This window comes from Citrobacter sp. Cm038 (assembly GCF_030333105.1).
GTDB classification, from domain to species: Bacteria; Pseudomonadota; Gammaproteobacteria; order Enterobacterales; family Enterobacteriaceae; genus Citrobacter; species Citrobacter murliniae.
Map to the genome: position 1 here is coordinate 849,634 of NZ_JAOWGO010000022.1, position 19,221 is coordinate 868,854.

Sequence of the window (19,221 nt, forward strand, 5' to 3'; positions counted from 1 at the left end):
GTGTTATCGTATTATTTTCAAGGGCTTGTGCTTGGCGCAGCCATGATACTTCCGCTTGGCCCACAAAACGCATTCGTAATGAATCAGGGCATTCGCCGCCAGTATCACATCATGATTGCCTTACTCTGCGCCATCAGCGATTTAGTGTTGATCTGCGCAGGAATTTTTGGCGGTAGCGCATTGCTGATGCAGTCGCCATGGCTGATGGCTCTGGTGACTTGGGGGGGCGTGGCGTTCTTACTCTGGTACGGTTTCGGGGCGTTAAAAACAGCAATGAGCAGTAATCTGGAACTGGCCAGTGCTGAGGTAATGAAGCAGGGGCGCTGGAAGATTATCGCCACCATGCTGGCAGTGACATGGCTCAATCCCCACGTCTATCTGGACACCTTTGTGGTGTTGGGAAGTCTGGGCGGTCAACTGGACGTTGAGCCTAAGCGTTGGTTTGCGCTGGGAACCGTTAGCGCATCGTTCCTGTGGTTCTTCGGACTGGCGCTGCTGGCAGCCTGGCTGGCGCCGCGACTGCGCACGGCTAAAGCTCAGCGTATCATTAATACGCTGGTGGGATTAGTGATGTGGTTTATCGCTTTTCAACTGGCGAAAGAGGGTGTTGGGCATGTTCACGCCCTGTTCAACTAAAAGTCTGGCCCATTAGGTTATTCTATTTGCCATTTTGACCATGGGCAGTGATCAACATCCTCACTTACTATGTATAAGCTCCTGTTTTTCCGCGTTGTCTGTGCCCAGACTGGCTGTAACAAGGACACCTGATGGGCCAGACTCTAAGTGTTGTCTGATGGACAACAGGCTGAGATCCGCTAAGCTTGCCTGCATGTGCCCTGAGTTTCGGGGTAATTAATGTAACATGGAGGAACGAGAGTGAAGTTCAAAGTGATGGCCCTGGCGGCATTAGTCGGATTCAGTGCACTATCGGTACAGGCAAATGAATTGCCGAACGGACCGCACATCGTGACTTCAGGAACGGCAAGCGTAGATGCAACGCCTGATATCGCAACTCTGGCGATCGAAGTCAACGTGGCAGCGAAGGACGCTGCATCAGCAAAGAAACAGGCCGACGATCGTGTGGCGCAATATCTTTCCTTCCTTGAGCAGAATCAGATAGCGAAGAAGGACATCAGCTCAGCAAACCTGCGTACACAACCAGACTACGATTACCAGAACGGTAAAAGCGTACTCAAAGGCTATCGCGCGGTGCGTACCGTTGAAGTCACACTGCGTCAGCTGGATAAACTTAACGCACTGCTGGATGGCGCGTTGAAAGCAGGTCTGAATGAGATCCGTTCGGTATCGCTAGGCGTTGCCCAACCGGATGCCTACAAAGACAAAGCGCGTAAAGCGGCTATTGATGATGCTGTTCATCAGGCGCAGGAGCTGGCTGCCGGCTTCAACAGCAAGCTGGGCCCGGTTTATAGCGTGCGTTACCATGTCTCTAACTATCAACCGAGCCCAATGGTACGGATGATGAAAGCTGACGCGGCACCTGCGCCATCAGCTCAGGAAACCTACGAACAACCGGTCATTCAGTTTGACGATCAGGTGGATGTGGTCTTTCAGATAGAGCCTGCAGCGAGCCAGCCAACGGCAACACCAACAAAGACGCAATAACCATTTCAGGCCCGGCTAATCAGCCGGGCTTTTTCTGTGAACAACTGTAAAAGTGAGACCGCGTCGCGAGTCTTTTATTTGTCTGCATGAGGATATGCCATAGTGATTTTATGAGGTGACTATGGATATTTTTATCTCGAAAAAGATGCGGAATTTTATTCTGTTGGCGCAAACCAATAACATCGCCAGAGCAGCAGAAAAAATACACATGACCGCATCGCCCTTTGGTAAAAGCATTGCCGCACTGGAAGAGCAAATCGGCTATACGTTGTTTACCCGGAAAGATAACAACATCAGTCTGAACAAAGCGGGGCAGGAGCTGTATCAGAAACTGTTTCCCGTCTATCAACGTCTATCTGCTATTGATAATGAAATTAATAATTCCTCTCGTCGCTCGCGAGATGTCGTCATCGGCATCGACAATACCTATCCCACCATTATTTTTGACCAACTGATTAGTCTTGGCGACAAGTACGATGGCGTGACCGCTCAGGCTGTTGAGTTCAGTGAGAATGGGGTAATTGATAATCTGTTCGACAGGCAACTGGACTTTATTATTTCACCTCAGCACGTTTCACCTCGTGTGCAAGGACTGGAAAATATGACGGTCAGCGAGTTGCCACCGCTGCGCCTGGGGTTTCTGGTTTCCCGACGTTATGAAGAAAAACAGCCGCAGGATCTGCTGCGCGAGTTACCCTGGCTGCAAATGCGCTTTCAGAATCGGGCTAACTTTGAGGCGATGATCGATGCATATATGCGCCCGTGTGGGATCCATCCGACAATCATCTACCGTCCATACAGCTTTATGGCCAAGATAAGCGCAGTCGAGCGCGGGCAGTTTCTGACAGTGATTCCCCATTTTGCCTGGCGACTGGTGAATCCGGCGACGCTGAAATATTTCGATGCGCCCGGTAGTCCAATGTACATGCAGGAATTTCTCTATTCGCTGAAAAATCATCGCTATACCGCCACAATGCTACAGCACATTGTTGAAGATCGTGACGGCATGGCAAATTAACCCAGCATTGAGCCACTCTCTATTAAGTTGCGGTGCAGATCAAACGCATGACTGAGATCGTGATGGATATGCCCACCAGGCGCTTTCTCCAGATACTGGTGCAGGTAGTCCCGATAAAGGGGATGCGCGCAGTTTTCGATAATGGTGTGCGCCCGTTGCAACGGTGATAACCCGCGCAGATCGGCGATTCCTTGCTCGGTAACGATCACTTTTACGCTATGTTCACTGTGATCAACGTGACTGCACATGGGGACGATTGTCGAAATTTTTCCGCCTTTGGCAATGGACGGAGCCATGAAGATAGACAGATAGGCATTGCGTTCGAAATCACCGCTGCCGCCAATGCCGTTCATCAGGTTCACTCCTGCGACGTGCGTGGAGTTGGCATGACCGTAGATATCAAACTCCAGCCCGACGTTTAGCGCGATCACCCCAAGCCTACGGATGATCTCCGGGTTATTGGAGATCTCCTGCGGACGAAGCACAATCCGGTTGCTGAAGAAATCCATGTTGTCGTAGATCTTCTCCAGTGAATTTGCGGAAACCGTCAGGCTTGAGGCACTGGCGCCAGTGATTTTTCCCGTTTCCAGCAGATGTACAACGGACTCCTGCAATACCTCTGAGTACATCATAAAAGGCGGGATATCCGGGTTCTCGCCAAGTCGTGCCATCACTGCGTTGTTAATATTGCCGACGCCGCTTTGTAACGGCAGGAACTCAGGCGGGATACGTTTGTGCGCCATTTCTGTCAGCAGAAAGGCCACTACATTATCAGCAATTTGCTGGCAGACTGGGTTGGTTTTATCCGATGCATTTCCGGCATCGGGAAGCTCAGTATCTACCACGGCGACAACCTTCTTCGGGTCAATCTGAACGCACTGGCTGCCTACGCGATCCATAGTATGAAAGATGGGAACGCTGTTACGGCGCGGCGGAGCGCCCGGAATAACAATGTCGGCCAACTCTGAGACGCGTGGATTATGATAGTGATTCAACTCAATAATCACTTTTTTTGCTCGCAGCAGCCAGGTTGGCGCATTGCCAATTCCGCTGGAAAGCCAAATCCGACCATCCGGTGCGATAGCGGAGGCTTCAATGACGGCAACATCGATATCGCCAAAAAAACCGTAATTTACCATCTGAGCGACTTCACTCAGATGGAGATCGACAAATCTCACCTGACCCTGATTAATTTTCTGACGCAGGCCGGAAGAGGTTTGATAAGGGGCGCGCCAGGAAACAGCATCAGCCTCTGATAGCGCATCGTCAGCGGCCGCGCTAATGGACGCCCCGGTCAGCAGGCGGATCTGAAAGGACTGTCCGTCCTGATGCAGCTCGCTGGCACGTCGGGCAATCGCAGCAGGTAACGCTTTTGGTGAACCTGCTGGCGTAAAGCCGCTGAACGCGACCATATCATCGTGCTGGATAATCTCTGCCGCTTTTTCGGCACTCATCCGTTTCATGGCGATCTCCTTTCCCCCGTGTGATTAATGACCTACAAAGTTAGGTTTGCGTTTTTCCATAAACGCATTCATCCCTTCCTGATAGTCCTCGCTGTCATAAACTGCGCGGCGCATGCCCTGGATCCGCTCAAATTCATCTGAATTCATGGTGTGCGCCTCGCCCAGCACGCGTAGCTCTTCTTTGATAACGGCTATTGCCAGTGGCGCCTTTTCCGAGATGTGGTGTGCCATTTGTAGAGTGAAATCTTCCAGTTCATCAGTAGGGACCACATGGTTAAGGATCCCGACCGCCATTGCGCGTTGCGCCGTAATAGGGGAGGCGGTAAAAATCAGCTCTTTGACGATATGGAATCCCGCATCGCGGGTCAGGTTGTGAATACCCACCAGGTTATACGGTACACCGAGGTTGACCGGCGTCATCGAGAAGGTGGAGGTTTCGGCGGCGATGATCAGATCGGAACTCATGATCATCTCAAACGCACCGCCCCAGACGCTGCCCTCGACCATGGAGATCACGGGTTTTGGGTATTTTTGGATCATGCGGGTGATCTGGCGCAGTGGATCGTCATAAGAGAGCGGATCGCGACGTCCGGCGGGGAGTTCATGAATGTCATGCCCGGCAGAGAACACTTTTGCCCCGCTCGGCGCGCGCAGGATAATACAGCGAATTTCCGGGCGGTTGAGGTCGCTCAGCGCCTGCATCAGATCATCGATAAACACTTTACTCAGAGCATTGAGCTTGCGGGCATAATTGAATTCGATGACCGCGACTTTCTGGATGATGACAACGTTGACGTATTGATAAGACATAATGTTCTCTTTATTCAAAGTAATGATGCTGGATAAATTCGCTGATATGCCGCAGGCCGGTGCGCGGCGAAAGATTATGGTTTTTGACCGACTGTAGCGTTTGCTGGAAGTAACGGTCGAAATCAGCGCGCGCAAACAGCAGGTGAAGCGCCTCTTCTTCGGCCTGTTTATGTAACCAGTCCACAGACTGCTGTTGGCGAACTTTTTCTAGTCGGCCGCTGGCGGTAAGAGATGTTTTGAAGTCGGTTATCGCCTGCCAGATTTCCTCAATGCCTCGTTTTTCCAGTGCACTACAGGCCAGAGCCTGCGGCTGCCACTCGTCGTACTTACGGCGCAGAATATGCAGGGCAGATTCATACATATGGCGGGCGATGGCGACGTTGGCCCGGTTTTCACCGTCGTCCTTGTTGATGACAATCAGGTCTGCCATCTCCATGATGCCTTTTTTGATCCCCTGCAGATCGTCCCCGCCACCGGCGATTTGTAGCGAGATAAAGCAATCGACCATGCGGGCCACTTCAGTTTCGGACTGCCCAACGCCAACGGTTTCAACAATTATCACGTTGAAGCCCGCCGCTTCGCACAACAGCATTAACTCACGTGCGCGTTGGCTGGTCCCCCCCAGATGGCCACTGGAGGGGACCGGGCGAATAAACGCTGCCTCTGCGCGTGCCAGTTCCGTCATCCGGGTCTTATCGCCAAGAATGCTGCCGCCGCTGACCGGACTGCTGGGATCGACGGCAATCACCGCCACCCGCAGTCCCTGGCGGATCAGCAACATGCCGAACGCTTCCAAAAAGGTACTTTTGCCCGCGCCAGGAGTGCCGGTAATTCCCAGACGCAGGGCGTTACCAGTGAATGGCATAATGGCGTCCAGCAATTGCGTGCTTAGCGCCTGGTGTCGCGGATGGTAGCTCTCCACCAGCGTCATGGCCTGAGCGAGTGTGGCGCGATCGCCCATACGCAAGCGCTGGATGGTGTCTTCAAGCGTGGTGGTGTTAATCATGATGTTGACTGATACGGGTTAATACATCGCGGACGCTGTCGAGCATTGGTGTGCCGGGGCCATATATGGCCGCCACGCCGCGCTCTTGCAGGAAAGCGTAATCCTGCGGCGGGATTACACCTCCAGCCACCACGCAGATATCTTCTCGTCCCCAGCCTTTGAGTGCGGTGACCAGTTCCGGGATCAAGGTTTTATGACCCGCCGCCAGTGAAGATGCGCCGATCACATGCACATCATTTTCGATCGCCAGACGGGCTATTTCTTCCGGGGTGGAGAACATTGGACTGAGATCGACATCGAAACCGAGATCGGAATAGGCGCTGGCGATCACTTTCGCGCCGCGATCGTGGCCGTCCTGCCCCATTTTGGCGATCAGAATGCGTGGGCGACGACCATTGTCTGCCAGGAACTGTTCGGTTTGCGCAAGGATGGCATCAAATTCGCAGGCGGATTTATCGGACTGGTGGTAACTTTGCGCAATCACGCCAGTGACGCACTGGCTTGGCACCAGATAACGGTCAAAGGCGGCTTCCAGTGCATCGGAGATTTCCCCGAGCGTGGCGCGAACGCGGGCAGCGCAGACTGCAGCGGCAAGCAAGTTTTCATTATGCTGCGCGGCGTGGGTGAGCGCGTTTAGCGCCGCTTTGACTGCGGCATCATCGCGGGTGGCACGGATGTGCTCCAGAGACGCGATCTGTTCGTTGCGCACTTTGACGTTGTCAATTTCCAGTACCGACGTTTCATCCTCTTTATCCAGTTTGTACTTGTTAACCCCAACAATGACGCGCTTGCCCTGGTCGATCAGCGACTGCTCACGGGCAGAGGCTTCTTCGATCATGCGTTTCGGCAATCCGGCTTCGATCGCTTTCGCCATCCCGCCCGCCTTATCAATCTGTTGAATGATCGCGCGCGCCTGTTTGACGATTTGATCGGTTAACGACTCGACGTAATACGATCCGGCCAGCGGATCAACGGTACGGCAGATTTCCGACTCCTCTTGAATAATGATCTGCGTATTACGTGCAATACGTGCGGAGAAATCAGTAGGCAGACCGAGCGCTTCATCAAAGGCGTTGGTGTGTAAAGACTGCGTGCCGCCAAGTGTGGCGCCGAGCGCTTCAATAGTGGTGCGGACTACGTTGTTATAAGGATCCTGTTCGGTCAGGCTCCAGCCGGAAGTCTGGCAGTGGGTGCGCAGGGCTAATGATTTCGGGTTTGTCGCGCCAAAACCGCTGACTGCCTCGCTCCACAGATAGCGCGCGGCGCGTAGCATGGCGACGTTCATAAACAGATCCATGCCGATGCCGAAGAAGAATGACAAACGTGGGGCGAAATCGTCGATTTTTAGCCCGGCAGAGAGTGCGGCTTTGATGTATTCAATGCCATCAGCCAGCGTAAACGCCACCTGCTGAACGCAGTTGGCTCCGGCTTCGCCCATGTGGTAACCACTGATGCTGATGGTATTAAAACGCGGCATGTTGCCTGAGCACCAGGCGATGATGTCGGCGATAATGCGCATTGAAGGTTTCGGTGGGTAAATATAGGTGTTACGGCACAGGTACTCTTTCAGAATGTCATTCTGGATGGTACCGGTGAGTAGCTCCGGTGATACACCTTGCTCCTCTGCGGCCACAATATAAAACGCCAGCACTGGCAGCACCGCGCCGTTCATGGTCATTGACACTGACATCTTATCGAGCGGGATCTGGTCGAACAGGACTTTCATGTCTTCTACTGTATCGATAGCTACGCCTGCCTTCCCAACGTCGCCTGCTACACGTGGATTGTCTGAGTCATAGCCCCGGTGGGTGGCAAGGTCAAAGGCGACGGAAAGCCCCTTTTGACCCGCGGCGAGGTTACGGCGGTAAAAAGCGTTGGACTCTTTAGCGGTGGAGAAACCGGCGTACTGGCGAATGGTCCACGGTTGCGCGGTATACATGGTTGCTCTCGGGCCGCGTACGTAAGGCGGCAGGCCGGGGAGTGTGCCTGTTACTTCCAGATTATCGAGGTCAGCCTCAGTGTACAGCGGCTTGATGGCAATCCCTTCCGCCGTTTGTCGTTCCAGCGATTCGACGGTTTTATCCCGTCGGCTGAGTTCTTTGTTGGCGAGTGTTTGCCACTCCTGTACGTTTGCCATTTTTTGCTCCGTATTACGCAATTAGTTGAATCTTTGCGAATACGGTGAGCTTTTTCATTGGGCTTGTCGCCAGCAAAAAATAGCCAACAGGGCGTCGTTTTTTGCCGCGTGGTGTGTTTTATTTTGTGATGAATTTCAAAGAAATGACGGAGATAATATGAAAGGTGTTAAGCCGGATAAACGAAGCGTCATCCGGCAATGAAATGAAAGGGTTAATCCTGGCGCAGCACGTTGTGCCCGTATGCCAGCAGTGCGTCAGTGACGTTGCGCATCATGCGACTTTCCGGTGCAAAGCGATGCCAGTACAGCATCCTGCGCTGGAATAAGCCCGGCGTTAAGTCGATAAGCTCACCGCTTTCCAGTTCTTTTTCTATCTGTAAGTGCGGGATCATGCAGCAGGTGGTGCCCTGGCGCGCTAATTGTACGAAGGCTTCGGACGAGTTAACGATATGGCATGGAACGCTGCCAGGCGGAAGATCGAAGTTTTGTTGCAGGAAGGCCTGGTGCATATCGTCAAGGTGGTCAAACGCCACCGCCGGCGCCTTCAGCAGGGCTGAGCGGGTGACGCCATTAGGAAAATAACGCTCGGCGAAAGGCTTTGATCCCACAAACAGGTAGTCAAGCGCGCCTAGCTTATCCACCAGACAGCTTGGCAGCGCCTGATGTTGAATACTCACCGCACCGACCACTTCACCGCGACGCAGGCGTTCCTGGGTGCGCGTTTCATCTTCAACCTGTAAATTCAGGCGAATCGGTGAGTTTGCCAGCACTGGTGCCAGCGCCGGGAGTAACCATGTCGCCAGGCTGTCGGCGTTCACCGCCAGAGAGAGCAACAGCGGGGTAGAGCCGGTTTGTTCATCGCCGAGCCACTCGTCTTCCAGCAGCTCAACCTGGCGCAGAAGCGCCAGCAGCTTTTGTCCCTGTTCAGTAGGACGAGGCGGTACGGTGCGCACCAGCAACGGTTGTCCGAACATATTCTCAAGCTGTTTTATGCGTTGTGAAACCGCGGATTGCGTGATGCACAGCTTTTGCGCAGCGCGCTCAAATCCTCGTTCACGAATAACCGCATCCAGTGCTTGTAGTGTTCTGTAGTCCGGACGTTTCATTGCTCTGACGTACTCCTGAAATTTTTGCGTGTTCTGCACTATGACACAATTTTTGGTTGGGTAAAGACGAAATCCGCCGCCTGCGAGCGGGTGTGGGGACATTTTTCTGCGCAATGTTCTATAATGCGCGTGAATTTTCACACCACAGGCGAAACGATCATGACGCAGGATGAACTGAAAAAAGCAGTAGGATGGGCGGCACTTCAGTATGTACAGCCCGGCACCATTGTGGGCGTAGGTACAGGTTCAACAGCCGCACACTTTATTGATGCGCTGGGCACAATGAAAGGCCAGATTGAAGGCGCGGTGTCCAGTTCGGACGCATCGACTGAAAAACTCAAAAGCCTCGGCATCCACGTGTTCGATCTTAACGAAGTGGATAGCCTCGGCGTATATGTTGATGGTGCTGATGAAATTAACGGCCACATGCAGATGATTAAAGGTGGCGGAGCGGCGTTAACCCGTGAAAAAATTATTGCTTCAGTGGCGAAGAAATTTATCTGCATCGCTGATGCGTCTAAAGAAGTCGATATTCTCGGTAACTTTCCGCTGCCGGTAGAAGTTATCCCGATGGCGCGTAGCGCGGTTGCTCGCCAGTTAGTGAAACTGGGTGGGCGTCCTGAATACCGCCAGGGCGTGGTGACGGACAATGGTAATGTGATCCTCGACGTGCACGGCCTGGAGATCCTCGACGCCGTTGCTATGGAAAACGCCATTAATGCGATTCCAGGCGTTGTGACCGTAGGTTTGTTTGCCAATCGTGGCGCCGATGTGGCGCTGATTGGCACGGCTGATGGCGTGAAAACTATCGTAAAATGATCTGACGGGAGAGTCTTCTACCGTTAAAAAAATTTTGGCAGGGCAAATTTGGTGACATCTGTCACGTTTTCAATCTTGTCCTGCCGATCCCTCCAAAGAAAAAGTTATCACCAGTATTTTACTCTGACATTTCCCACTGAATGACACTTCTTCAGAACGACGACGCAAACGTTCATATTGCCGCAATATTATTTTTTGATATGTTGAAGAGGAGGATGAAAATCCCACACACAACACATCAGTTTGAACAAAAAAGACAGGGTCGGGTAAATGGGAAAGGTATCGCTGGAGAAAGACAAGATTAAATTTCTGCTGGTTGAAGGCGTGCATCAAAAAGCACTGGAAAGCCTTCGTGCGGCAGGTTACACCAACATCGAGTTTCATAAAGGCGCGTTGGACACAGAACAACTGAAAGAGTCCATCCGTGATGCCCACTTCATTGGCCTGCGATCCCGTACCCATCTGACTGAAGATGTTATTGAAGCCGCAGAGAAACTGGTTGCGATTGGCTGCTTCTGTATCGGTACCAATCAGGTTGACCTGAGCGCAGCGGCAAAACGCGGGATCCCTGTGTTTAACGCACCATTCTCTAACACGCGTTCTGTTGCCGAACTGGTTATTGGCGAGCTGTTGCTGCTGCTTCGCGGCGTTCCGGAGGCCAATGCTAAAGCGCACCGCGGCGTCTGGAATAAACTGGCTACTGGCTCTTTTGAGGCGCGTGGTAAAAAACTGGGGATTATCGGTTACGGCCACATTGGTACCCAGTTGGGCATTCTGGCGGAGTCGCTGGGGATGCATGTCTATTTCTATGATATCGAAAATAAACTACCTCTTGGTAACGCTACACAGGTACAGCATCTTTCCGATCTGCTGAATATGAGCGATGTGGTGAGTCTTCACGTACCGGAAAATGCATCAACGAAAAATTTGATGGGCGCAAAAGAGATTGCACTGATGAAACCGGGGGCGCTGTTGATCAACGCTGCTCGCGGAACGGTGGTCGATATTCCAGCGCTATGCGATGCGTTAGCAACTAAACATCTGGCAGGGGCAGCAATCGACGTATTCCCAACAGAGCCGGCGACCAACAGCGATCCATTCACCTCTCCGCTGTGCGATTTTGATAACGTGATCCTGACGCCGCACATTGGTGGGTCAACGCTGGAAGCGCAGGAAAACATCGGTCTGGAAGTGGCAGGTAAGCTTACGAAGTATTCCGACAATGGCTCTACGCTGTCTGCTGTCAACTTCCCGGAAGTTTCGCTGCCGCTGCATGGTGGTCGTCGCCTGATGCACATTCACGAAAATCGTCCGGGCGTATTGACCGCGCTGAACCAAATCTTCGCTGAGCAGGGCGTTAACATTGCCGCGCAGTATCTGCAAACCTCCGCGCAGGTGGGGTATGTGGTTATTGATATCGAGGCGGATGAAGATGTGGCGGAGAAAGCGCTGCTGGCGATGAAAGCCATTCCAGGAACAATTCGCGCGCGCATGCTGTACTAATTATGCTTTTGACAAGCAGGCTGCGGCCTGCTTGTTGTTAATACAGCGTTGCCGCTGCTTGGTCAAAAAGGGGCAATCGCTGCATTTTAGCTTTGACATCACTTCTCCCATCGTCTCTTCCCTGACAACCCCTTTTCTCAATACTGTTAACTTTTCTACCGCTTACATCATTCACAAGAGCGTTTGCGAAGCTTGCCGCAGAAGGAGAGTAAAGGCTGTATAGCGCATTGTGTCAATACAGTGACAATTTACGATAGAGGGGCAGCATGGGGCTGAAACGGTAAAAGCCCTCACCGAAGGGAGGGCTTAAAGGAGAAGGGTTATGATGAAGTCAGTCATCATACTGATTGTACTGTTACTCGTAAGTTTCGCAGCTTATTAACAGTCAGTCACAGGGGAGGAGTAATCCTCCCTTACCCTTACTCACTAAACTAGGTTAAAGAATCAGCAAAGTCAATCCAGGTAATTTGGTTTTTGTCACCCTTACCATTCCCACACTTTTGACGGCGTCACCACCGCAGGCAGTGGGATATCCCACTCTTCGACCGGTAGTTTTTCGACTAACTGGCAATCATGTGCATAGCCCACGGGCTGGATCTTATATTGCTGCCAGTTTTGTAATGTGCGGTCGTAAAAACCTCCGCCCATTCCCAGACGCTGTCCGTCTTCATCAAATGCGACTAGCGGTGTGATAAGTACATCCAGTTTCGACAGCGGCAATACGTCGCGTACATCCAGTTTAGGTTCCTGGATTTTTAACCGGTTTGTCACCAGGTCGCTGTGCGGATGATAGTGCAGAAACAGTAAGTTACCGGGGCTGAACGGATGCAGAACCGGAAGGTAGACACGCTTGCCAGCCCGCCAGAGCTGTTCGATCAGCGGTTGGGTATCAAGTTCACCATCAAAGGAGAGAAAAACCGCTACGGTGTGTGCCAGTACAACAGGGGGATAGCTCAGCATTCTGGTCGCAGCCTGCTGACCGAACTGGATTTGTTGTTCAGAAGTAAGCGAACGGCGACGCTGACGGATCAGTTGACGAATTTCTTGCCGGGATAATGGAAGTTCAGGAAGTAGTGTCATGGCTGTAGCCAGGTAGAAGGGAATCTCCGAGATGCCGCCGCAGGCTGTAACCCTTGAACCCTTGGTTCAAGGTGAATGCGTCGTCACAGTTTTAAGGCTTCTCGGACGGGCCGAGCATGCTCACCAACCATGGAGCGCCACATTCTTGTGGTATGAAATATCGGCTCAGGGGACTGGCCCGCTTGCAAACATCTCAGAGAAATTTTGTCTTCACGGTCACTCTACCACAGTAAACCGAAAAGTGTTATTCAAAGTTTTGGGGCGTTTTTTCGGTAATGCGACCCTGATCAAGCAACGCCTGTTCAATGGTTTGTTGCAGCATCCGAATACGCTGTTCCATGCTCGCCGCGTAGTCACGCGTCTTCGCTTTTTCCTGAGTTAACTCATAGCTGATGTTCAACGCGGCGATGAAAACCAACTGCTCAGTATTTGTGACTCTAGTGCGAACTTTCAGATCTTGCAATCGCTGATTCAGATCGTCCGCAGCCTGATTCAACGCATCCCTTTGTTCAGGCGGGCAATTCACTCGCAGTGAACGGCCAAATATTTGGATATCGACGGGTTGTGCAGACATGCCACCTTCCTGCTGATTGACTGCGCTGCCTTCGTCTCCAGACCTTGGGTCTGCGAAGGGGCGACACTATAGCTACCCTGGTATCAAGATACAAGCCCTTTTCTGGTCCACCAGGGTCCAAAGTGGTAGCATATCATGAATATCCTCCCTTTGATGACGAATGCTTATGTCTATACAGAACGAAATGCCTGGTTACAACGAAGTTAGCCAGTTTTTGAACCAACAAGGGGCTGGATTGACCCCTGCCGAAATGCACGGTTTGATCAGTGGGATGATTTGCGGCGGTAACAACGACAGCTCATGGCAGCCGCTGTTGCACGACCTGACGAATGAAGGCCTGGCCTTTGGTCATGAGCTGGCCCAGGCTCTGGTTAAAATGCACTCAGCCACCAGTGATGCCCTGGAAGACGACGGTTTTCTTTTTCAGCTTTATCTGCCTGAGGGAGACGATGTCAGCGTCTTCGAACGTGCCGATGCGCTGGCAGGTTGGGTAAACCACTTTTTGCTTGGTCTCGGTGTCACCCAACCTAAGCTCGATAAAGTGACCGGCGAAACCGGCGAAGCTATCGACGATCTGCGTAATATCGCTCAGTTGGGATACGACGAAGACGAAGATCAGGAAGAGCTGGAAATGTCGCTCGAAGAGATCATTGAGTATGTGCGTGTCGCGGCTCTGCTATGTCATGACACATTTACACGTCAGCAGCCGACTGCACCAGAAGTACGTAAACCGACTTTGCACTAAGAACGAAACGCCAAGGAGAGTGTTATGACGCAGCAAGAGTATCTCCGCCGCCGCCGGGCTTTACTGGCGCAAATGCAACCCGGCAGCGCCGCACTGATTTTCGCCGCCCCTGAAGCGACGCGCAGTGCGGACAGTGAATATCCATATCGCCAGAGCAGCGATTTCTGGTATTTCACTGGTTTTAACGAACCTGAAGCTGTGCTGGTGCTGATTAAAAGTGATGACACTCATAGCCATAGCGTTTTGTTCAATCGGGTACGTGACCTTACCGCAGAGATCTGGTTTGGCCGTCGTCTGGGGCAGGATGCTGCGCCGGAGAAACTGGGCGTTGACCGGGCGTTAGCCTTCAGCGAAATCAACCAGCAACTGCACCAGCTGCTTAATGGTCTGGACGTGGTTTACCACGCACAAGGCGAATATGCGTATGCAGATGAGATAGTCTTCACTGCACTGGAAAAATTGCGTAAAGGTTCCAGACAAAATCTGAAAGCGCCGGTGGCTATTATTGACTGGCGCCCAATGGTGCATGAGATGCGCCTGTTTAAATCGCCAGAAGAGATCGCAGTGATGCGTCGCGCCGGAGAAATCACTGCTCTTGCGCACACCCGTGCGATGGAAAAATGTCGTCCAGGGATGTTTGAATACCAACTTGAAGGGGAAATTCACCACGAATTCACCCGTCATGGTGCGCGTTACCCGTCCTACAACACCATTGTCGGCAGTGGCGAAAACGGCTGTATCCTGCATTACACCGAAAACGAAAGTGAAATGCGCGATGGCGATCTGGTGTTGATTGACGCCGGGTGTGAATACAAAGGCTACGCAGGCGACATTACGCGTACCTTCCCGGTAAACGGCAAATTCACCCCTGCACAGCGCGAAATCTATGACATTGTGCTGGAATCGCTGGAAACCAGCTTGCGTCTGTATCGCCCCGGTACTTCCATCCAGGAGGTCACAGGTGAAGTGGTACGTATCATGATTACCGGTCTGGTGAAGCTCGGTATTCTGCATGGTGAAATTGACCAACTGATAGCCGATAACGCACACCGTCCTTTCTTTATGCATGGTCTTAGCCATTGGTTGGGGCTGGATGTACACGACGTTGGTGTTTATGGTCAGGATCGCTCACGTATTCTTGAACCGGGGATGGTGCTTACCGTAGAGCCAGGGCTGTACATCGCACCTGACGCCGACGTACCGCCCGCTTATCGCGGTATCGGTATTCGTATTGAAGATGACATCCTCATTACCGAAGACGGTAATGAAAACCTTACTTCCGGTGTGGTTAAGAGGGCGGATGAGATTGAAGCCTTAATGGCTGCGGCGCGACTGCAATGAGCGTAATTATCGTTGGTGGTGGTATGGTCGGCGCGACGCTGGCGCTGGCCATTTCTCAGCTTACCCATGGGACGCTACCGGTTCATCTGATTGAAGCGAGCGATCCAGAGGGCGATTGTCATCCGGGGTTTGACGCCAGGGCGATTGCGCTAGCGGCAGGTACCTGTCAACAGCTGGCGCGAATTGGCGTCTGGCAGGCAATAGCCGATTGCGCAACGGCGATTAAAACAGTACACGTCAGCGATCGTGGACATGCCGGGTTTGTTACGCTTGATGCGCACGAATACCGTATACCGGCACTGGGTCAGGTGGTGGAACTGCATGATGTTGGGCTGCGTTTGTTCGCACTGTTGCGCAAAGCGCGTGGTGTTACGCTGCATTGTCCTGATCGGGTTGCCAGCGTGTCGCGCACCCAGGAATGCGTTGAGGTCACGCTGGAGAATGGCGAAGTGATTACCGGTCGCGTGCTGGTAGCGGCTGACGGTACTCGCTCTGCGCTGGCTACCGCGTGCGGTGTTGAGTGGCAACAGCAACCTTACGAACAGTTGGCCGTGATTGCCAACGTCACAACCTCCGTTCCGCATAACGGACGGGCGTTTGAGCGCTTTACGCAACATGGCCCGCTGGCAATGTTGCCGATGTCAGATGGCCGATGCTCACTGGTGTGGTGTCATCCGCTTGAGCGGCGTGATGAGATCTTGGCCTGGTCCGACGAACGGTTTTGCCGTGAACTGCAAACAGCATTTGGCTGGCGGCTGGGTCATATTACGCAAGCGGGTAAACGCAGTGCCTATCCGCTTTCATTAACCACAGCAGTGAAGGCAGTGACCCATCGTACTGTTCTGGTCGGCAATGCTGCACAAACGCTTCATCCGATTGCCGGACAAGGTTTTAACCTTGGAATGCGTGATGTCATGAGTCTTGCTGAAACGCTGACTCAGGCACATAGCACCGCCGAAGATGTAGGCGATTATGCGGTTTTGTCACGTTATCAGCGACGTCGTCAGACTGACCGTGAAGCGACGATTGGCGTGACGAATAGCCTGGTGTATCTGTTTGCCAATTGCTGGGCTCCGTTGATCGTTGGGCGTAATGCCGGATTAATGGCGATGGAATTATTTACCCCCGCGCGAGATGCGCTGGCAGAGCGGACCCTGGGGTGGGTTGCGCGTTAATGATGGCCTGTAGACCAGTAGGCCTTATCTGGCCTACGGTATTTGATCGTCCCGTTTTCAGGAGCAAACAGTGCAAAGTGTTGATGTAGCAATTGTTGGTGGCGGCATGGTAGGACTGGCGGTTGCCTGCGGTTTGCAGGGCAGCGGGTTACGCGTTGCAGTGTTAGAACAACATGTTCCACACCCTCTGGCGACGGATGCTCCTCCTCAGCTTCGTGTGTCGGCAATTAATGCTGCCAGCGAAAAACTGCTTACCCGCCTTGGCGTATGGTCAGACATCGTCGCCCGCCGTGCCTGTTGTTATCACGGTATGGAAGTGTGGGATCGAGATAGTTTTGGGCGCATCGAATTTGATGACCAAAGCATGGGGTACAGCCATTTGGGACACATTGTAGAAAATGCGGTGGTCCATTACGCATTGTGGCAAAAGGCACAGCAGTCGGCGGATATTACGCTTATGGCCCCGGCAGAACTGCAGCAGGTGGCATGGGGTGAGAACGATGCTTTTCTGACCCTGAAGGACGGATCGATGCTGACCGCACGCCTGGTGATTGGTGCAGACGGCGCTCACTCCTGGCTGCGTAATAAAGCAGATATCCCGCTGACCTTCTGGGATTACCGGCATCATGCGCTGGTCGCGACTATTCGTACGCAGGAAGCACATGGTGCTGTTGCTCGCCAGGCATTCCATGGTGAGGGCATTCTGGCATTTTTACCGCTCAGTGACCCGCATCTGTGCTCTATTGTCTGGTCACTCTCGCCGCAGGAAGCTGAGCGTATGCAGCAGGCAAGCGTTGAAGAGTTTAACCAGGCGCTGAACATTGCCTTTGATAATCGTCTGGGGTTATGCCAACTCGAAAGCGAACGTCAGACGTTCCCGTTGACGGGGCGCTATGCTCGCCAGTTTGCCGCCCATCGTCTGGCACTGGTTGGCGATGCGGCGCATACCATCCATCCGCTGGCGGGTCAGGGGGTTAATCTTGGCTTTATGGATGCCGCAGAGCTGATTGATGAGCTTAAGCGCCTGCAACGCCAGGGGAAAGACATTGGCCAGCATCTCTACCTGCGTCGTTATGAGCGTAGCCGTAAGCATAGCGCGGCGCTGATGCTTGCTGGTATGCAAGGTTTCCGCGAACTGTTTGCAGGAGAAAACCCGGCGAAGAAACTGCTGCGTGATATTGGTCTGAAACTGGCTGATACCCTCCCTGGCGTAAAACCACAACTCCTCCGTCAGGCAATGGGATTAAACGACCTTCCTGAGTGGCTACGTTAACGTCCGAAAGGACAATTTTAAGAGTTTGAGACCCGTCACACTTTCCTCTCCCGGCCTGCGCGCCGGGACACTTATCTCATTTGAAATAATCTAATTCCACACCTTTTTTCGCATTAGTTTTTTTAATATTACTATTTTCTCATAACGCCATTTTTAACATTTTTTCCATATTTAATATGGATTGATGCTGATTATTTCAACTTTTTCATATCAATTGCGCTGATTTAATGGCCTTTATGTGGTTTTTTATTCTGATGCAGATCCTGTCATTTTTAGTCATAAGCTAATGTGATGGTTAATTTTGACTTATGGTTTAGCGTCTATTTCGGTGGTAAGTTCAAGGCAAAGAGAACGTTTGCGTCGCAGCCCCCGGAGCGGCTGCGGTGCTGGGTTTCGTGGCGAAGATTTCACCACGAAAGAGTTGGTAGCCCCGCTTATTCAACGAGGAAAAGATGGCTCAACAGACTCCTTTGTACGAACAACACACGCTATGTGGCGCGCGCATGGTTGATTTCCATGGCTGGATGATGCCCCTGCATTATGGTTCTCAGCTCGATGAGCACCATGCTGTCCGCACCGATGCTGGTATGTTTGATGTTTCGCATATGACCATCGTCGATCTGCGCGGAAGCCGCACCCGGGAGTTCTTGCGCTATCTACTGGCAAACGACGTCGCGAAATTGACGAAAACCGGCAAAGCCCTTTATTCCGGTATGCTTAACGCTTCGGGTGGCGTGATAGATGACCTGATCGTCTACTACTTCACTGAAGACTTCTTCCGCCTCGTTGTAAACTCCGCCACCCGCGAAAAAGACCTCTCCTGGATTACCCAACACGCTGAACCTTATGCCCTCGACATTACCGTTCGTGACGACCTGTCGATGATTGCGGTGCAAGGGCCAAATGCGCAGGCAAAAGCAGCCACGCTGTTTAATGAAGAACAACGTCATGCGGTAGAGGGCATGAAGCCTTTCTTCGGTGTGCAGACTGGTGACTTGTTTATCGCGACCACTGGTTATACCGGCGAAGCGGGATATGAAATTGCCATGCCGAATGAAAAAGCGGCGGATTTCTGGCGCGCGCTGGTGGAAGCCGGTGTTAAGCCTTGCGGGCTGGGGGCACGTGATACGCTGCGCCTGGAAGCAGGTATGAACCTGTACAGCCAGGAAATGGATGAGAGTGTTTCTCCGCTGGCGGCCAACATGGGCTGGACTATTGCGTGGGAGCCTGCTGATCGTGACTTTATTGGCCGCGAAGCGCTGGAAATGCAACGTGAAAAAGGCCATGAACAGTTGGTTGGCCTGGTGATGACGGAGAAAGGTGTACTGCGTAATGAACTGCCAGTGCGTTTCACTGATGCTCAGGGCAACCTGCAGGAAGGAGTTATCACCAGCGGTACATTCTCTCCAACGCTGGGCTACAGCATCGCGCTGGCGCGCGTTCCAGCAGGTATCGGCGAGACAGCGATAGTGCAGATCCGCAACCGTGAAATGCCGGTAAAAGTGACTAAACCTATTTTTGTGCGTAACGGCAAAGCCGTCGCGTGAT

General features: G+C 52.5%; 18 protein-coding genes and 1 other RNA gene. 11 read left to right on the top strand and 8 right to left on the bottom strand.

The features are described 5' to 3' along the window. The 3 genes from argO to srsR all read left to right on the top strand — a co-directional run bounded on the left by argO (position 1) and on the right by srsR (position 2,641). On the top strand, positions 1-636 hold the full coding sequence (argO, locus tag OGY01_RS15360) for an arginine exporter ArgO (RefSeq protein WP_045449774.1): 636 nt from the start codon (positions 1-3) through the stop codon (positions 634-636). A gap of 240 nt (positions 637-876) precedes the next feature. After that, positions 877-1,623 carry an oxidative stress defense protein gene (locus tag OGY01_RS15365; protein ID WP_045447329.1) on the top strand — a complete coding sequence of 249 codons (747 nt, stop codon included), beginning with the start codon at positions 877-879 and terminating at the stop codon, positions 1,621-1,623. A gap of 121 nt (positions 1,624-1,744) precedes the next feature. Further along, entirely contained in the window at positions 1,745-2,641 is an 897-nt protein-coding gene (gene srsR, locus OGY01_RS15370) for a LysR family transcriptional regulator SrsR (protein ID WP_045447326.1), read from the top strand. Here srsR and scpC read toward each other — a convergent pair. The 5 genes from scpC to argP form a co-directional block, all read right to left on the bottom strand. Beyond that, positions 2,638-4,104, bottom strand: coding sequence for a succinyl-CoA:acetate CoA-transferase ScpC (gene scpC / locus OGY01_RS15375; RefSeq protein ID WP_045447324.1), 1,467 nt, complete (start codon positions 4,102-4,104; stop codon positions 2,638-2,640). The genes srsR and scpC overlap by 4 nt on opposite strands. Positions 4,105-4,128: 24 nt before the next feature. Further along, complete coding sequence (gene scpB / locus OGY01_RS15380; RefSeq protein WP_045447321.1) at positions 4,129-4,914, bottom strand: methylmalonyl-CoA decarboxylase; 786 nt, start codon at positions 4,912-4,914, stop codon at positions 4,129-4,131. A gap of 10 nt (positions 4,915-4,924) precedes the next feature. Beyond that, positions 4,925-5,920, bottom strand: coding sequence for a methylmalonyl Co-A mutase-associated GTPase MeaB (gene meaB / locus OGY01_RS15385; RefSeq protein ID WP_286493305.1), 996 nt, complete (start codon positions 5,918-5,920; stop codon positions 4,925-4,927). Continuing rightward, complete coding sequence (gene scpA, locus OGY01_RS15390; protein ID WP_048220589.1) at positions 5,913-8,057, bottom strand: methylmalonyl-CoA mutase; 2,145 nt, start codon at positions 8,055-8,057, stop codon at positions 5,913-5,915. The genes meaB and scpA overlap by 8 nt, the downstream gene beginning before the upstream one ends. Positions 8,058-8,269: 212 nt before the next feature. Further along, complete coding sequence (gene argP / locus OGY01_RS15395; RefSeq protein ID WP_003825477.1) at positions 8,270-9,163, bottom strand: DNA-binding transcriptional regulator ArgP; 894 nt, start codon at positions 9,161-9,163, stop codon at positions 8,270-8,272. Between the two features lie 159 nt (positions 9,164-9,322). Here argP and rpiA point away from each other — a divergent pair, with 159 nt between their 5' ends. The 3 genes from rpiA (at position 9,323) to OGY01_RS15410 (ending at position 11,867) form a co-directional block, all read left to right on the top strand. After that, complete coding sequence (gene rpiA / locus OGY01_RS15400; RefSeq protein WP_136345248.1) at positions 9,323-9,982, top strand: ribose-5-phosphate isomerase RpiA; 660 nt, start codon at positions 9,323-9,325, stop codon at positions 9,980-9,982. A gap of 270 nt (positions 9,983-10,252) precedes the next feature. Then, complete coding sequence (serA, locus tag OGY01_RS15405) at positions 10,253-11,485, top strand: phosphoglycerate dehydrogenase (RefSeq protein WP_045447305.1); 1,233 nt, start codon at positions 10,253-10,255, stop codon at positions 11,483-11,485. Positions 11,486-11,807: 322 nt separating this feature from the next. Further along, on the top strand, positions 11,808-11,867 hold the full coding sequence (locus OGY01_RS15410; protein ID WP_136345268.1) for a type I toxin-antitoxin system Ibs family toxin: 60 nt from the start codon (positions 11,808-11,810) through the stop codon (positions 11,865-11,867). Between the two features lie 101 nt (positions 11,868-11,968). On the opposite strand, the gene OGY01_RS15415 is transcribed toward OGY01_RS15410, so the two are convergent. The 3 genes from OGY01_RS15415 to zapA form a co-directional block, all read right to left on the bottom strand. After that, a complete protein-coding gene (locus OGY01_RS15415; RefSeq protein WP_045447302.1) occupies positions 11,969-12,565 on the bottom strand; it encodes a 5-formyltetrahydrofolate cyclo-ligase in 597 nt (198 codons plus the stop codon). Positions 12,566-12,584: 19 nt separating this feature from the next. Then, positions 12,585-12,768: non-coding RNA, 6S RNA (gene ssrS, locus OGY01_RS15420), on the bottom strand. A 41-nt stretch (positions 12,769-12,809) separates the two neighbouring features. After that, positions 12,810-13,139 (bottom strand): cell division protein ZapA, encoded by a 330-nt coding sequence (gene zapA, locus OGY01_RS15425; protein WP_045447299.1) that lies wholly within the window; start codon positions 13,137-13,139, stop codon positions 12,810-12,812. 166 nt (positions 13,140-13,305) lie between these two features. On the opposite strand from zapA, the gene OGY01_RS15430 reads away from it, so the two are divergent. The 5 genes from OGY01_RS15430 (at position 13,306) to gcvT (ending at position 19,220) form a co-directional block, all read left to right on the top strand. After that, the gene (locus tag OGY01_RS15430) at positions 13,306-13,884 is read left to right on the top strand and encodes a YecA/YgfB family protein (RefSeq protein WP_136345249.1); all 579 of its coding nucleotides are present in this window, start codon (positions 13,306-13,308) and stop codon (positions 13,882-13,884) included. A 24-nt stretch (positions 13,885-13,908) separates the two neighbouring features. Next, positions 13,909-15,225, top strand: coding sequence for a Xaa-Pro aminopeptidase (pepP, locus tag OGY01_RS15435; RefSeq protein WP_045447294.1), 1,317 nt, complete (start codon positions 13,909-13,911; stop codon positions 15,223-15,225). After that, a complete protein-coding gene (ubiH, locus tag OGY01_RS15440; protein WP_286493306.1) occupies positions 15,222-16,400 on the top strand; it encodes a 2-octaprenyl-6-methoxyphenyl hydroxylase in 1,179 nt (392 codons plus the stop codon). Before pepP ends, ubiH begins: the two co-directional genes overlap by 4 nt. Positions 16,401-16,470: 70 nt before the next feature. Further along, a complete protein-coding gene (gene ubiI, locus OGY01_RS15445; RefSeq protein WP_045447288.1) occupies positions 16,471-17,673 on the top strand; it encodes an FAD-dependent 2-octaprenylphenol hydroxylase in 1,203 nt (400 codons plus the stop codon). A gap of 452 nt (positions 17,674-18,125) precedes the next feature. After that, positions 18,126-19,220, top strand: coding sequence for a glycine cleavage system aminomethyltransferase GcvT (gene gcvT, locus OGY01_RS15450; RefSeq protein ID WP_286493307.1), 1,095 nt, complete (start codon positions 18,126-18,128; stop codon positions 19,218-19,220). Position 19,221: the final 1 nt, after the last annotated feature.